14 protein-coding genes are annotated in these 14,361 nt (G+C 70.4%); 7 read left to right on the top strand and 7 right to left on the bottom strand.

Translation table 11 applies throughout. The features are described 5' to 3' along the window. The first annotated feature begins 40 nt into the window (after nucleotides 1-40). Complete coding sequence (locus Q9S36_RS20945; RefSeq protein ID WP_311286790.1) at nucleotides 41-961, top strand: phosphoribosylaminoimidazolesuccinocarboxamide synthase; 921 nt, start codon at nucleotides 41-43, stop codon at nucleotides 959-961. A 48-nt stretch (nucleotides 962-1,009) separates the two neighbouring features. Then, on the top strand, nucleotides 1,010-2,359 hold the full coding sequence (locus Q9S36_RS20940) for a solute carrier family 23 protein (RefSeq protein ID WP_311286789.1): 1,350 nt from the start codon (nucleotides 1,010-1,012) through the stop codon (nucleotides 2,357-2,359). 45 nt (nucleotides 2,360-2,404) lie between these two features. Here the strand turns inward: Q9S36_RS20940 and Q9S36_RS20935 are convergent, their stop codons facing one another. From Q9S36_RS20935 to Q9S36_RS20915, 5 genes are all read right to left on the bottom strand, one after another. Beyond that, the gene (locus Q9S36_RS20935; protein ID WP_311286788.1) at nucleotides 2,405-3,418 is read right to left on the bottom strand and encodes a LacI family DNA-binding transcriptional regulator; all 1,014 of its coding nucleotides are present in this window, start codon (nucleotides 3,416-3,418) and stop codon (nucleotides 2,405-2,407) included. Between the two features lie 46 nt (nucleotides 3,419-3,464). Then, nucleotides 3,465-4,910 (bottom strand): family 1 glycosylhydrolase, encoded by a 1,446-nt coding sequence (locus Q9S36_RS20930; RefSeq protein WP_311286787.1) that lies wholly within the window; start codon nucleotides 4,908-4,910, stop codon nucleotides 3,465-3,467. 86 nt (nucleotides 4,911-4,996) lie between these two features. Continuing rightward, entirely contained in the window at nucleotides 4,997-5,896 is a 900-nt protein-coding gene (locus Q9S36_RS20925) for a carbohydrate ABC transporter permease (RefSeq protein WP_311286786.1), read from the bottom strand. Next, a complete protein-coding gene (locus Q9S36_RS20920) occupies nucleotides 5,893-6,906 on the bottom strand; it encodes a carbohydrate ABC transporter permease (protein ID WP_251455283.1) in 1,014 nt (337 codons plus the stop codon). Before Q9S36_RS20920 ends, Q9S36_RS20925 begins: the two co-directional genes overlap by 4 nt. A 93-nt stretch (nucleotides 6,907-6,999) precedes the next feature. After that, on the bottom strand, nucleotides 7,000-8,274 hold the full coding sequence (locus Q9S36_RS20915; protein ID WP_311286785.1) for an ABC transporter substrate-binding protein: 1,275 nt from the start codon (nucleotides 8,272-8,274) through the stop codon (nucleotides 7,000-7,002). Between the two features lie 318 nt (nucleotides 8,275-8,592). On the opposite strand from Q9S36_RS20915, the gene purS reads away from it, so the two are divergent. Together purS and purQ are read left to right on the top strand one after the other, a co-directional pair. After that, nucleotides 8,593-8,841 (top strand): phosphoribosylformylglycinamidine synthase subunit PurS, encoded by a 249-nt coding sequence (purS, locus tag Q9S36_RS20910; RefSeq protein WP_251455278.1) that lies wholly within the window; start codon nucleotides 8,593-8,595, stop codon nucleotides 8,839-8,841. Further along, nucleotides 8,838-9,545 carry a phosphoribosylformylglycinamidine synthase subunit PurQ gene (gene purQ / locus Q9S36_RS20905; protein ID WP_251455275.1) on the top strand — a complete coding sequence of 236 codons (708 nt, stop codon included), beginning with the start codon at nucleotides 8,838-8,840 and terminating at the stop codon, nucleotides 9,543-9,545. The genes purS and purQ overlap by 4 nt, the downstream gene beginning before the upstream one ends. 11 nt (nucleotides 9,546-9,556) lie before the next feature. On the opposite strand, the gene Q9S36_RS20900 is transcribed toward purQ, so the two are convergent. After that, nucleotides 9,557-9,991 (bottom strand): DUF1761 domain-containing protein, encoded by a 435-nt coding sequence (locus Q9S36_RS20900; RefSeq protein ID WP_251455272.1) that lies wholly within the window; start codon nucleotides 9,989-9,991, stop codon nucleotides 9,557-9,559. Nucleotides 9,992-10,050: 59 nt separating this feature from the next. On the opposite strand from Q9S36_RS20900, the gene Q9S36_RS20895 reads away from it, so the two are divergent. Beyond that, nucleotides 10,051-10,983 (top strand): 2-hydroxyacid dehydrogenase, encoded by a 933-nt coding sequence (locus Q9S36_RS20895; protein WP_311286784.1) that lies wholly within the window; start codon nucleotides 10,051-10,053, stop codon nucleotides 10,981-10,983. A gap of 40 nt (nucleotides 10,984-11,023) precedes the next feature. On the opposite strand, the gene Q9S36_RS20890 is transcribed toward Q9S36_RS20895, so the two are convergent. Further along, nucleotides 11,024-11,587 carry an NTP transferase domain-containing protein gene (locus Q9S36_RS20890; RefSeq protein WP_311286783.1) on the bottom strand — a complete coding sequence of 188 codons (564 nt, stop codon included), beginning with the start codon at nucleotides 11,585-11,587 and terminating at the stop codon, nucleotides 11,024-11,026. Nucleotides 11,588-11,758: 171 nt separating this feature from the next. On the opposite strand from Q9S36_RS20890, the gene Q9S36_RS20885 reads away from it, so the two are divergent. Both Q9S36_RS20885 and Q9S36_RS20880 read left to right on the top strand, forming a co-directional pair. Further along, nucleotides 11,759-12,997, top strand: a complete 1,239-nt coding sequence (locus tag Q9S36_RS20885) for an XdhC family protein (protein WP_311286782.1) — start codon at nucleotides 11,759-11,761, stop codon at nucleotides 12,995-12,997. Continuing rightward, nucleotides 12,994-14,352 (top strand): 8-oxoguanine deaminase, encoded by a 1,359-nt coding sequence (locus Q9S36_RS20880; protein WP_311286781.1) that lies wholly within the window; start codon nucleotides 12,994-12,996, stop codon nucleotides 14,350-14,352. Before Q9S36_RS20885 ends, Q9S36_RS20880 begins: the two co-directional genes overlap by 4 nt. Nucleotides 14,353-14,361: the final 9 nt, after the last annotated feature.

The raw sequence follows: 14,361 nt of genomic DNA, 5'->3' as shown, positions 1-14,361 counted from the left end.
TCGATCATCTCCTCCAGCGACGCTCCGCGATAATGGGCGGGTGACCGCCTCGCCTGCCTCCGCCTCCCCGCTCGAGCTGCCCGGGTGGCGGCACGTCTACTCCGGCAAGGTGCGGGACCTGTACGAGCCGGCCGGCGGCGACGCCTCCTCCGAGCAGGGCGACGGGATGCTGGTGGTGGCCAGCGACCGGGTGAGCGCGTTCGACCACGTACTCGAACCCGGGATCCCCGACAAGGGCGCGCTGCTGACGCGGCTCAGTCTGTGGTGGTTCGACCAGCTGGCCGGCGGCGACGGCGGTCGCGGCATCCCGAACCATCTCGTTCCCGGGGCGACGCCGCCCGCCGCGGTCGCCGATCGGGCGATGGTTGTGCGACGGCTGGACATGCAGCCGATCGAGTGCGTCGTGCGCGGTTACCTCACCGGCTCGGGATGGGCGGAGTATCGCGAGCACCGCACGGTGTGCGGCATCCGTCTTCCGGAGGGTCTGCAGGACGGCGACCGGCTGCCCGAGCCGATCTACACCCCGGCGTACAAGGCGCCGCTGGGCGCGCACGACGAGAACATCACCTTCGAGCAGTCGATCGAGCTGGTGGGTCTCGAGCGGGCGAGTCTGCTGCGCGACCTGTCGCTCGAGATCTACTCGCGCGCCGCCCGCACGGCCGAAGGCCACGGCCTGATCCTCGCCGACACGAAGTTCGAATTCGGGCTCGACGACGCCGGCGTCATGACCCTCGCCGACGAGGTGCTCACGAGCGACTCCTCGAGGTACTGGGACGCCGCCGCCTGGGCGACCGGCGACACCCCGGCCGAGCGGATGGCGAGCTTCGACAAGCAGATCGTGCGCGACTGGCTCGCGGCCCATTGGGACAAGCAGGGCACTCCCCCGTCGCTGCCGGCCGACATCGTCGAGCGCACCGCCGCCCGCTACCACGAGCTCCTCGATCTGCTGACCGCCGACTGACGGCGGGCCCCACCACCCCCCCCACCCCTACGAGCGCAAGGAGCGCGGATGCCTGTGTGGAGCCTTCACGGCAACGGCCGGACCGTCGAGCGCGGACGCGTCGTCCGTCCCGACGAGCGACTGAACTGGCCGGCGACGATCGCCATCGGCGCGCAGCACGTCATCGCCATGTTCGGGGCGACGTTCCTCGTCCCGGTGCTCACCGGCTTCCCCGTCGCCACCACCCTGCTGTTCTCGGGGCTCGGCACGCTGCTGTTCCTGCTCGTGACGAAGAACCGCCTGCCCAGCTATCTGGGCTCGTCCTTCGCGTTCATCGCGCCGGTGACCGCCGCGACGGCATCCGCGGGAATGGGGTCTGCCCTCGCCGGCATCGTCGCCGTCGGCGTGCTGCTGGCCGCCGTGGGCTTCATCGTGCAGTTCGCCGGACTCGGCTGGATCGACCGGCTCATGCCTCCTGTGGTCGCCGGCGCCATCGTCGCCCTCATCGGCTTCAACCTCGCGCCGGTCGCATGGTCCAACTTCGAGCAGTCCCCCGTGGTCGGGACGATCACGCTGGCGTCGGTGATCCTGTTCAGCGTGCTGTTCCGCGGGTTCCTGGGTCGGATCTCGATCTTCCTCGGCGTCATCGTCGGATATCTCGCCGCGCTGCTGTTCGGCGAGATCGACTTCACCGCCGTCGGCGAGGCCGCGTGGGTCGGCCTGCCCGAGTTCCAGCTCGCCGACTTCGCCTCACCCGGCACGTGGAGCGCGATCGCGATGTTCCTGCCGGTCGTCCTGGTGCTGATCGCCGAGAACGTCGGTCACGTCCGCGGCGTCGCCGCCATGACCGACTCGTCCGTGAACGCCTACACCGGCCGGGCGCTCATCGCCGACGGCGCCGCGACGACCCTCGCCGGCTTCTTCGGAGGCTCGGGAACCACCACGTACGGCGAGAACATCGGCGTCATGGCGGCGACCCGCGTGTACTCCACCGCGGCCTACTGGGTCGCGGGAACGGTCGCGATCCTGCTGGCGATGTCGCCGAAGATCGGCGCGATCTTCAACTCGATCCCCGCGGGCGTGCTCGGCGGGGTGACGACGGCGCTCTACGGACTCATCGGGATCATCGGGATCAAGATCTGGGTCGACAACCGCGTGGACTTCTCGCGTCCGGTGAACCAGTACACCGGAGCCGTCGCCCTCGTGATCGCCATCGCCGGCTTCACCATGCAGTGGGGCGACTTCCAGCTCGGCGCGATCGTGCTGGGCGCGGCCGCGGCGCTCGTGATCTACCACCTCGGCAACGCCATCGCCCGCTGGCGGCAGACCGGCGCGGACGACGGCGGCCCGATCCCGGCGGTGGGTCCGCTCGGCGGCGACCCCGCCGACTCCAAGCCGGGCGACGCCCGCCGCGGCTGACCGGGCGGCCCGGCGCGGGTGCCCGGCCGGCCCGGTGCGGGCGCGTCAGACGGAGTCCCGCACCACCAGCTCGGTCTCGAGGATCGTGACGTGCTGCGGGTTCCGGCCGGCGAGAAGGTCGACCAGCACGCCGGCCATCGTCTCGCCCTGCACGAGGGACGGCTGCTTCATCGTGGTGAGGGCCGGCGTGACGCTCGTCGCGACGGGTGAATCGTCGAAGCCGATGATCGCGATGTCGTCGGGCACCCGGATGCCGGCCCCGGCAAGCACCGCGAGAACACCGCGCGCCATGAGATCACTGGCGACGAAGATCGCGTCGGGGCGCTCGCCTGCGGCGAGCAGCCGCCGCATCGCGGCCGCACCCCCGTCGGCGGTGAAGTTGCCGTCCTCGACGCCGGCCGGGGTCAGCCCATGCGCGGCGAGCGCCTGCCGGTAGCCGTCGAGGCGGTCGACGGCGGCGGGCATGTCGGAGGGCCCGGTGATCGTCGCGATACGGGTGTGACCGCGGTCGATCAGGAACTCGGTGGCCTCGCGCCCCCCGCGGATGTTGTCGACGTCGACGTAGTAGTCGCGCTCGCGCTCGCGCACGGGCCGGCCGCCGTAGACGACCGGCACGACGGCGGCGATCCGGTCGATGAAGGTGTCGCTGGTGTGGTGCGACACGACGATCGCGCCGTCCACCGCGCCCGAGCGCAGGTAGCTCGTGGTCTTGTCGCCCGGGTCGTCGCTGGCGATGAAGAGGTTGAGCACGTAATCGGTGCGCCCCAGTCGCGCGTTGATGCCCGAGACGATCGCGGCGAAGAAGGGGTCGCCGAAGAAGCGAGTGGTGTCCTCGGGCACGACCAGGGCGATCGCGTGGGTCTGCTTGCTCGCCAGCGAACGCGCCGCCCGGTTGGGCACGTAGTTCAGCTCGGCGATCGCCTTGCGCACCGCGTCGAGCGCTTCGGGGCTGACCGCCGTCGACCCGTTGACCACGCGCGACACCGTCGACCTCGAGACCCCTGCGGCGGCGGCGACCTCTTCGATCGTCACCGACGCGCGGGCGGAGTCAATGCTCATGGATCACGTGCCTTCCTCTGCCTGCGGGCGCTGCGGCCGCAGGCTCTCAGTCGAGCGCGCGGCGGCCGATGATGCGACGGTACTCCAGGCCCGAGTCCTTCACCGCACGCTCCTGGGTGGCGTAGTCCACCCGCACGATGCCGAAGCGCTTCTCGTAGCCCCAGGCCCACTCGAAGTTGTCGAGCAGAGACCAGTAGAAGTAGCCGCGGACGTCGACCCCGGCATCCTGCGCATCGAGGATCGCACCCAGGTGCGAGCGGACGAAGTCGACCCGGTCCGCGTCGTGCACGCGGGTCTCGCCGTCCTCGACCACCGCGACGTCGTCGTAGGCGGCGCCGTTCTCGGTGACGTACAGCACGGTCCCGGCAGGCTGGGCGTACTCGTCCCACACGCGTCCGAGCAGGCGCGTGAGCCCCTCGGGCTGCACCTCCCACTGCATCGGCGTGCGCGGAAGGCCGCGGTCGTGCCAGAAGATGCCCTCGTGCGACGGGAACGGCGATCCGCCCACGCGCACGGTCGGCGCGTCGCCCGGGATCGGGGGCACCTCAGGGGCGTGACCGCCGACGAACTCGCCGTGGTAGTAGTTCACCCCGAGCGAGTCGATGGGGGTCGAGATGGTCTCGAGATCACCCGGGCGCACCGCCTGCTCGAAGGCGGCGACCGCCCCGGCATCCACTGATCGGACGTCCTCGACGATGTCGGCGGGGTACGCGCCGCGGAAGAGGGGGTCGAGGAACCAGCGGTTGAACTGGCCGTCGATGCGACGGGCGGCGTCGGCATCCGCCGGATCATCGGCGTCGACCGGGTCGGCGACGGTCAGGTTGAGGGTGATGCCGAGGTTGAGCGTGCTGTCGCGCGCCCGCAGCTCGCGGATCACCTGACCGTGCCCGAGCATGAGGTGGTGCGAGGCGAGGAGACCCTCTTCGATGCTGTAATGCCCGGGGGCGTGGATGCCTGCGGTGTAGCTGAGGAACGACGAGCACCACGGCTCGTTGAGCGTCGTCCACACGCCTACCCGGTCGCCGAGCGCGTCGTGCATCGACATCGCGTACTCGGTGAAGCGCTCCGCGGTGTCGCGGTTCGCCCAGCCCCCGGCATCCTGCAGCGCCTGCGGCAGGTCCCAGTGATACAGGGTGAGCCAGGGCAGGATGCCGGCCCCCAGCAGCTCGTCGACCAGACGGCTGTAGAAATCGATACCCGCCGGGTTCACGGCGCCGCCGTCGGGGCGCACGCGCGCCCACGACGTCGAGAAGCGGTAGGTCTGCAGGCCCATCGACTTCATGAGCGCGACGTCGTCGCGGTAGCGGTGGTAGTGGTCGCACGCGACGTCGCCGTTGTCGCCGTTGATGACCGCGTCGGGCACCCGGCAGAACGCGTCCCAGATGGAGTCGCGGCGCCCGTCCTCGTGGGCGGCGCCCTCGATCTGGAAGGCGGCGGTGGCGGCGCCGAACAGGAAGTTCGACGGGAATCCGCGTTCGGGGGTCGAGGTCATGGGGACCACGTCCTCTCTCGGAGTCGTCAGCATGTCCATCCTGGCCTTCTCGCTCGCTGTTGTCGTACTCGATGACATCGGCGCGGTCATCCCTTCACCGCGCCGGCCATGATGCCGCTCACCAGCTGCTTGCCCGCGAAGACGAACAGGATCAGCAGCGGGATGGTCGCCAGCAGCACACCGGCCAGCACGACCGAGTAGTCGACGAAGTAGTTCGACTGCAGCAGCGACAGCGCCACGGGCAGGGTGGGGTCGCGGCGGTCGAGCACGATGAACGGCCAGAAGAAGTTGTTCCACGCGGTGACGAAGGTGAACAGCCCCAGCATCGCGGCGGCGGGTCGTGCCGCGACGAGACCGATCGTGGTGAAGGTACGGAACGAGTTCGCGCCGTCGACGCGCGCCGCCTCGATGAGCTCGTCCGGAACGGCCTGGCGAAGATACTGCGTCATCCAGAACACCCCGAAGGCGCTCGTGAGCGACGGGATGATGATGGCGCCGATGTTGCCGGTCCAGCCGAGGTCGCTGAAGAGGATGTACAGCGGCACGACGCCCAGCTGCATCGGCACCGCCATGGTCGCCACGACGAACACCAGCAGGGGTCCCGATCCGCGGAAGCGCAGCTTCGCGAACGCCCAGCCCGCCAGCGTCGAGAACACCACGACCGAGACGGCGATGACGGCCGAGCTGAAGATCGAGTTCCACAGCGCCCGCCAGAAGTTCACGGCGGGGTCGTTCAGCACCGAGGCGGCGTTGGCGAGGAAGTTCCCGCCGGGCAGCCACGACATGTCGGGGTCGTTGATGGTCGAGGCGTCGCCCGAGCCGATGAGGAACGACCAGTAGAAGGGGAACACCGAGGCGACGAGGATGACGACCAGCCCGATGTAGACCCAGAAGCCTGCTCGCTGGCCCTTGATGCGGGTGGTGCGACCGGCGCGGATGCGAGCCGGCCGACCGGCCGTGGTGCGTGTGGCGGTGGACGTGCTCATGAGCGGCGTGCCTTCCTGCCGAGGTTCGGGTTGCGGGTGCCCTCGTCGCGGACGAGGGAGCGGGTGACCAGCAGGTTGATGAGACCGATGATCAGGATGATCACGAAGAGGATCCAGGCGAGCGCTGCGGCGCGACCGAAGTTCGACTCGCCCCAGCCGATGTTGTAGAGGAACAGGGTGATCGTCAGCCACTGCTGCGCGGGTCCGCCCTGACCGGTGTTGTCGAACATGCGGGGCTCGTCGAAGATCTGCAGGCCGCCGATCGTCGAGGTGATGATGACGAAGATGAGCGTGGCCTTCAGCGACGGGATCGTGATGCTGAAGAACTGGCGCAGGGGGCCGGCGCCGTCGACGGTCGCCGCCTCGTAGTAGTCGCGGGGGATGGCCTGCATCGCCGCGAGGAGGATGAGGGTGTTGTAGCCGGTCCAGCGGAAGTTGACCATCGTGGCGATGGCGACGTGGCTCCAGAACGGGTCCTTGTGCCACGGGATCGCGATGCCGAACCAGTCGCGGAGCAGGTTGTTCACCAGGCCGAAGTTGTCGCCGAACATGTTGCTGAAGATCAGGGCGACGGCGACGGGCGCCATGACGAACGGGATGAGGACGCTCATCCGCCAGAAGGTCTTGGCGCGGATGTTGCGGTCGAGGAGGGCCGCGATGAACACGGCGGCGATCAGCTGCGGCACCGTGGACAGCAGGAAGATGCTGAAGGTGTTGCGCAGCGCGGTCCAGAACTGCGGGTTGGCGAGGATCCAGCTGTACTGGTCGAAGCCGACGAACTCACCGGAGTTGCGGACGAGGTCCCACTCCTGGAAAGAGATGATCGCCGTGAACACGATCGGGAACAGTCCGACGATCGCGAAGAGGATGAAGAACGGCGAGATGTAGAGGTAGGGCGAGAACTTCAGGTCCCACTTGCTCAGGCGCTGGCTGAAGGAAAGGACCCGGACGGGGCGCTCCGTCTTCGACGGCGCCGATGTCGCCGGCGGGCGCGTTTCGGTGGCGGTCACGATGACTCCGGTCGATCTGTGGTGTGGCAGGGGGGGCGGCCGGAGCTGCCCGGGAGGGCGGGTGCGGGCTGTGGGCCCGCACCCGCCTGGGGATCAGAAGGCCTCGACCTCGGCGACCCACGTGTTCCACGAGGTCTCGGGGTCTTCGAGACCGTCGAACACGCGGTTCACCGCGTTCTGCAGGGCGTCGTGGTACTTGAAGTAGTCGGCGTCCTTGTAGGGCGTGACCGTGACGGCCGCGGCGCGGTTGGAGAGGATCTCACCGGTGGGCGCCTCGTTGAAGTACTCGTTCGTGGCGCTCGTGAGCTCTTCGCTCTCGAGGGCCTCGAGCTGGCTCGGGAACGTGCCCGCAGCCTCGAACGCCTTCATCTGCTGCTCGGGAGCCGTCAGCCAGTCGGCCAGTGCGAGTGCGGCATCCACGTTCTCGCCGTCGGCGGGGACGGTCAGGTACGACCCGCCCCAGTTGCCGCCGCCGTTCGGGAAGACATCCGCGATGTCCCAGCCGGTGACGTCGGGCGCGGTGCCCGAGATCACGCCGAGCATCCAGCCCGGGCACAGCATGGTGGCGAACTCGCCGTTGGCCATCGAGGCGAACCAGTCGTCGGACCACTGGCCCGAGTAGGCCGAGTTCGGCACGGCGCGCTCGATGACGAGCTCGTAGGCATCGGCGATCTCGGGGTTCGAGGTGGCGATGGACGTTCCGTCGGCCTCGGAGTAGGTGTACTCGATCTGGTTCACGATGCCCTGGAGCACCGAGTTGGCGGAGTCGATCATCGGCTTGCCGGTGGCCTCGCGGTACTGGTCGGCGACGTCGAGGAAGTTCTCCCAGTCGCCGTCGAACAGCTCGGCGACGCCCTCGCGGTCGCTGGGCAGGCCGGCGGCCTCGAACAGGTCGGCGCGGTAGCAGATGCTCTGCGGGCCGATGTCGGTGCCGAAGCCCACGAGGCGGCCGTCTGCGTCGGTCGCGGCGGCTTCCTTCCAGTCGAGCCAGCGGCCCTTGACGCTGTCGGGAGCCTCGGCGAGCAGGTCGGAGTACTGCATGGCCTCGGCGAACCAGTCGATCTCGACGGCCTCGATGTCGGCCAGACCGCCCTTGCCGAGCTTCTGGAAGTAGTTCGCACGCGCATCGCCGGACTCGGCGGCGCGGTTGTGGACGATCGTGACGTCGGGGTTCTCGTCCATGTACTCCTGGAAGAGCTCGTCCGTGTATCCGAAGTCGTTGAACGTCGCGACGGTGAGGGTGATCTCCCCACCCTCGCTCGAGCCCTCGCCGGCGGTGTCGCCGGTCGAGCAGCCCGCGAGGACGATTGCTGTGGCCGAGAACGCGGCGACGGCCGCTGCGCTCCTGCGGAAGGCGCGTGATTTCACTGTCACTCCTTTGTGGTGTGGGTGGTGTCGTGTGAGGTGACGGGATGCGGCCGATTCCCTATCGGCCGATCGAACGCGAGTGCGTTTGGGAGCGCTCTCACGATGTGCGGGTTACGTTACGGGAGCGCTCCCACGTCTGTCAAGGGAGCGCTCCCACGAGGTGGTCACGGTTTGATCACGACACCGTTTCGTCGTGGCATCGCCCTGCGCCGTAGACTTGTCGGCGTTCCCTGCCCGCGACATCCGGCGTTCGGCTTCTGGCTGCGCTCGTCGCTCAACGACCGATAGCTGCGGCCTGCGGCCGCCAGGAGAATTCAGATGCCCACCATCGTCGTCGACGTCATGCCCAAGGCCGAGCTCCTGGACCCCCAGGGCAAGGCGGTCGCCGGGGCTCTGTCCCGGCTCGGAATCGAGGACTTCAGCTCGGTCCGCATCGGCAAGCGCTTCGAGCTCGCCGTGGAGGGCGAGGTCACCGAGGACGTGCTCGCGGCGGCCCGCAAGGTCGCCGACGAGATCCTCTCGAACGCGGTGATCGAGGACGTGGTCGGCGTCGAGGTGGTCGAGTGACCGTCCGCATCGGGGTCATCACCTTCCCCGGTTCGCTCGACGACCGCGATGCGCAGCGCGCCGTGCGACTCGCCGGCGCAGAGCCGGTCGCCCTGTGGCACGGTTCGCACGACCTCGAGGGCGTCGACGCGCTCGTGCTGCCCGGCGGCTTCAGCTACGGCGACTATCTGCGCGCCGGGGCGATCGCCGCGCTCGCGCCGATCATGTCGGAGGTCAAGGACGCCGCGGCCAAGGGCATGCCCATCCTCGGCATCTGCAACGGATTCCAGATGCTGGTCGAGGCGCACCTGCTGCCGGGCGGTCTGATCCGCAACGCGCATCAGCAGTTCATCCGCCGCGACCAGCGCCTGCGCGTGGAGAACTCCGACACCGCCTGGACGAACCACTTCTCACGCGGCCAGGAGATCGTCATCCCCCTGAAGAACGCCGACGGCGGCTACATCTGCAGCGCCGAGACGCTGGAGCGGGTCGAAGGCGAAGGCCTCGTGGCCTTCCGCTATGTCGGCGTGAACCCGAACGGCTCGCTCGACGACATCGCAGGCCTCACGAACGAGCACGGCAACGTCGTCGGCCTCATGCCGCACCCCGAGCACGCGGTCGAGCCCGGCTTCGGTCCCGACACGGCCGCCGCGACCCGTTCCGGAGTCGACGGCCTGAGCTTCTTCACCGCCGCCGTGCGCGCGGTGGTGGGCGCCGCCGCCTAGGTTCTCGCGGGTCAGACGGTTCCGGCGGGCGGCCAGAGCCCGATGATGAGCGCCATCACCACGAACGTCACGACCTCGTGGCCGATGTTCATCACGGTCAGCGACGTCGGGCGCCCCTCGAAGGCGTCGTGGGTGATGAAGCGCGCGGCGGTGAAGCCCGCCCACAGGATCACGGCGGTGCCGAGCGCCGCCAGCAGGTATCCACCGCCGTAGAAGTGCCATGCGATCGAGGTGGAGCCGGCCAGCACCCAGGCGGAGATGAAGCTGACGATGACCGTGGTGATGATCGGCCACAGCGCGGAGGCTCCGGGACGGTCCATGTCGACCTTCGCCAGCGCCGCCCAGCGGGTGCCGAACACCTTCGGCGAGTACCAGACGGTGCCGACGACGAGGGTGGAGAGCGTCGCGAGGATGACCGCCCAGTAGTTGATCTCGGGAACCTGCATGGCGCCTCCAGCCTCTCGGTTGCCGTCGCGCCGAGCGTAGCGCCGGGTAGCGTGGAACGGTGAGCACCGGCATCCGAAATCTCATCGTGTCCGTCCCGAGCGCCGAACTGGCCACCGACCTCGAACCGCTCCCCGAGGGTGTCGAGGTCATCCAGTGGCGAATGGATGCCGCGGCACCCCGTGAGCGGATCGACATCGTCGTGCCCCCGTACATGAGTGCGAGCGTCATGCTCCCCCACCTCGCGGGCGTCGAGACGCGCCTCGTGCAGAGCCAGTCGATCGGCTACGAGGGGATCGCCGATCACCTGCCTCCCGGGCACGTGTTCGCGAACGCCGCGTCGGTGCACGAGACCTCGACGGCCGAGCTCGCCGTCGCGCTCGCCCTGGCGGCGCAGCGCCGGATCCCCGCGTACGTCCGCGCCCAGACCGACGGCCGGTGGGCACCGGAGTTCGCCGAGAGCCTCGCCGACCGGCGTGTGCTGCTGCTCGGCTACGGCGGCGTCGGCAAGGCGATCGCCGCGCGCCTCGCCGGTTTCGAGGTCGAGATCACCGCCGTCGCCTCGAGCGCACGCACCGAGGACGGGATGCCGGTGCACGGCGTGGACGAACTGCCCGACCTGCTGCCGCGCGCCGAGATCGTCATCGTGTCGCTGCCCGGCGGTGAGTCCACACGGCACATCGTCGACGACGCCTTCCTCTCCGCCCTGCCCGACGACGCGCTGCTGGTGAACGTGGGACGCGGGTCGCTCGTCGACACCGGCGCGCTGGTCGATCACCTGGGCCGCGGGCGGATGCGGGCGGCGCTGGACGTCACGGATCCCGAACCCCTCCCCGAGGGCCATCCGCTGTGGTCGATGCCCGGGGCACTCGTGGTGCCGCACGTCGGCGGCGCGTCGACGGCCATGCGCCCGCGCATCGCCCGGCTGGTGCGCCGGCAGATCGACCGGATGCTGGCCGGCGACGAGCCGCTCAACGTCGTCATCGAAAGCTGACGCCGGGCCCGGTTGCCGCAAGGGCGACCGGTACGTGCGGTCACGCGCGGGCGTCGACATCCTCGCCCGACCAGAGGTCGCCGCACTCGACCTCGATCACGTCGTGTGAGGCGAGGTAGGGTCGCGCTCCGCGGTCTCCGGACACCGCGGCGCCGAGCGCGGCCAGATGCGCTCGGCCGATGGCGACCGGGTGCCCGGGCCGGCCCCGGTAGACCGCCTGCGCCAGTCCCGCCGCGGGGTCGTCGCCGAGGACGGCGAGGACCCGGGTGACGGCGTCGGCGGGAGCGTCGGGGGTGTCGACGGGGGTCACGACGACGACGTCGGCCGATCGTTCGGATGCCGCGGCCGAACCCGCTCGCAGGGTGGCGGAGACGCCGGCCCGCCATTCCGGCACGCGGACGACGCTAGCCTCGGACGGAACCAAGGCGGCCACCGCGTCGCCCGCGGCTCCCACCGCCACGAGCACCTCGTCGCAGCCACCGGCGCGCAGCATCCGGACCGCTCGGGCGACCCACGGCTCGCCGTCGGCGTCGCGGGCCAGTCCCTTGGGCCCGCCGAAGCGGGTGCCCGCGCCGGCGGCGAGGACGAGCCCGCATACCCGCATGGCTTTCCTTCTTCCGCACGACGTCCGAGCCGCGATCCCTCTGTGGGCCTCTACCATTTGCGAGCCCCGACCGACATCGAGCCCGAGCAGGATCCGAGCCCAGCCGGGTTCCAGCCCGGCCAGGTTTCGAGCGTAGTGCGCACGTAACACAGGGCGGGTTAGCGTTGCCACATGCTCGAATTGGCCCGTGACCTGCTGCCGCTGCTGCGTGCGGGGGTCTCCGTCGCGGCGGTGACGGTGACGAACGTGGCCCGCAGCGCCCCGAGAGGGGTGGGCGCCACCATGGCGGTCACCGCGGACGGCGCGGTGCTGGGCTCGATCTCGGGCGGCTGCGTCGAAAGCGACGCGATCGTGCTCGCCCACACGGCGCTGGCCACGGGCACGGCCCCTCGCGCCCGGTTCGGGTTCTCGGACGAGACCGCGCACGCCGCCGGGCTGGCATGCGGCGGGCAGGTCGACGTCATCGCCTACCGGATCGATCCGGCCGACGCGGCCACCATGGCCGCACTCGAGAGGGCCGCCGACGACCGCGGTACGTCGGTGGCCCTGGTGGCATCGGGTGCCGCCGCCGGCCGTGTGATCCCCCTGCCCGGCGTCGCGCCGGCCGGAACCGCACTCGACGACGTCGCACTCGACCGAAGCACGCTGAACCGAGCGGCCCCAGACGTGACGATCGGCAACGGCGACCCGTCGGCGACGCACCTCGCTGCACGGGCCATCGCCATGCGAGACAGCATCATGCTTCCGGCGGCATATCGAAGCGCAGACATCCTGCTTCTCTCGCACGCGCCACGCGCTCGGCTCATCGTCCTCGGGGCCGGCGAGCATGCGGCGGCGCTCTGCCGCGTGGGCGCCGCCGCGGGATTCGCCGTCACCGTCTGCGACCCGTGGCAGACGCTCGTGACACCCGAGCGCTTCCCCGACGCCGACCGGCTCATCACAGCACTCCCCCACGAGTACCTCGCTTCGCTGGGCGACGACGAGGTCGACGCCCGCACCGCCGTGTGCGTCCTCACCCACGACGAACGCCTCGACGTGCCCGCTCTTCACCAGGCGCTGGCGATGCCGGTCGGCTTCGTCGGCGCGATGGGTGCGCGACGCACCGTCGATCACCGCGCCGCTCTGCTGCGCGAGGCCGGCGTGAGCGAGGTCGACCTGGCCCGGCTGCACTCGCCGCTCGGGCTCGACCTCGGCGGCGCCGAGCCCGTCGAGACGGCGTTGTCGGTCCTCGCCGAGATCGTCGCGTCCCGCCACGGCGGCTCGGGCGTGCCGCTGCGGGAGCGCACCGGTCCGCTGCACCGCCGGCCCGCTTCGACGGGCACGGAGGCCGCAGACCCGGATGCCGTCGTCGCAGCATCCGCCGCGTGCGCATCCCCCGACGACACTCTTCCGACAGGAGCCCCGGCATGACCCGCACCATCATCGAGAACGGCTATGTCGCCACCGTCGACGCCTCGGGCGCGGAGTTCGACGGCGGGCATGTCGTGATCGACGACGGTGTGATCACGGCGGTCGGTGCGGGGCCGGCGGACCGGATGCTGCGGGACGGCGCCGAGGTGATCGACGCGACCGGGTGCCTGGTGACCCCGGGACTGATCAACACCCACCACCACCTGTACCAGTGGCTGACCCGGGGGTACGCGCAGGACGCGATCCTGTTCGACTGGCTGACCGAGCTGTACCCGCTGTGGTCGCGCATCGACGCCGGACTCACCGGCACCGGTGCGGCCGGGGCGATGGCCGTGCTCGCGCGATCGGGCTGCACCACGGTCGGCGACCACCACTACATCTTCCCGCGGGGTTCGGGCGACATCGTCGGAGCCCTGGTCGAGTCGGCGTCGCGGGTCGGCGTGCGCCTTCATGCCACGCGCGGCTCGATGGATCTCGGAGCGTCGCAGGGCGGTCTGCCGCCGGACTTCGCCGTCGAGACGACCGACGCCGCCCTCGCCGCGTCGCAGGAGGCGGTCGAGCGCTACCACGACCGCGCGCGCGACGCGATGGTGCGGGTGGCCATCGCGCCGTGCTCGCCGTTCTCGGTGACCGCCGACCTGCTGCGCGAGGCCGCGGTGCTGGCCCGGTCCCTCGATGTGCGGCTGCACACGCACGCCTCCGAGACGGTCGAAGAGGACGCCTACTGTCTCGAGCACTTCGGCAAGAGCCCCACGCAGTACCTCGAAGACCTCGGGTGGCTCGGCGACGACGTGTGGATGGCGCATGCGGTGCACCTCGACGATCCCGCGATTGCAAGATATGCCGCGACCGGCACGGGCGTGGCGCACTGTCCGTCGTCGAACGCGCGGCTGGCAGCCGGCATCGCTCCCGTGCGGGCGATGCTCGACGCCGGGGTGCCCGTGGGCCTCGGAGTGGACGGCGCGGCCTCGAACGAGTCCGGACAGCTGGGCGTCGAGGTGCGCGAGGCGGTGCTGATGAATCGGCTCCGCACCGGGTCGGACTCGATGAGCGTGCGCGACGCGCTGCGCATGGGCACGATCGGCGGCGCCCGTGTGCTCGGGCGCCACGATGAGCTCGGATCGCTCGAGGCGGGCAAGCTCGCCGACATCGCCGTGTGGCGCGTCGACGGCGTCGAGCACGCCGGGATCCTCGACCCGGTCGCCGCGCTAGGGCTGGGCGCGCTGCCGCCCCTCGAGCGTCTGCTCGTGGGGGGCCGCCCGGTCGTCGAGAAGACCCGACTCGTCACCACCGACGAGGACGCCCTCGCCCGCGAGGTCGCCCGCGCCTCGCGCGAACTGGCCGAGAGACTCTGAGGCGCAGCG

The sequence above is a fragment of the Microbacterium sp. ARD31 genome, from assembly GCF_031844425.1.
The sequence above is the reverse complement of the archived record's forward strand: the minus strand, read 5'-3'. Positions and strand labels throughout refer to the sequence as shown.

Coding starts and splice junctions, on each gene's coding strand:
- Q9S36_RS20940 (WP_311286789.1), top strand. CDS start 1,010: ATGCCTGTGTGGAGCCTTCACGGCAACGGCCGGACCGTCGAGCGCGGA.
- Q9S36_RS20935 (WP_311286788.1), bottom strand. CDS start 3,418: ATGAGCATTGACTCCGCCCGCGCGTCGGTGACGATCGAAGAGGTCGCC.
- Q9S36_RS20930 (WP_311286787.1), bottom strand. CDS start 4,910: ATGACCTCGACCCCCGAACGCGGATTCCCGTCGAACTTCCTGTTCGGC.
- Q9S36_RS20925 (WP_311286786.1), bottom strand. CDS start 5,896: ATGAGCACGTCCACCGCCACACGCACCACGGCCGGTCGGCCGGCTCGC.
- purS (WP_251455278.1), top strand. CDS start 8,593: ATGCCCACCATCGTCGTCGACGTCATGCCCAAGGCCGAGCTCCTGGAC.
- Q9S36_RS20900 (WP_251455272.1), bottom strand. CDS start 9,991: ATGCAGGTTCCCGAGATCAACTACTGGGCGGTCATCCTCGCGACGCTC.
- Q9S36_RS20890 (WP_311286783.1), bottom strand. CDS start 11,587: ATGCGGGTATGCGGGCTCGTCCTCGCCGCCGGCGCGGGCACCCGCTTC.
- Q9S36_RS20885 (WP_311286782.1), top strand. CDS start 11,759: ATGCTCGAATTGGCCCGTGACCTGCTGCCGCTGCTGCGTGCGGGGGTC.
- Q9S36_RS20880 (WP_311286781.1), top strand. CDS start 12,994: ATGACCCGCACCATCATCGAGAACGGCTATGTCGCCACCGTCGACGCC.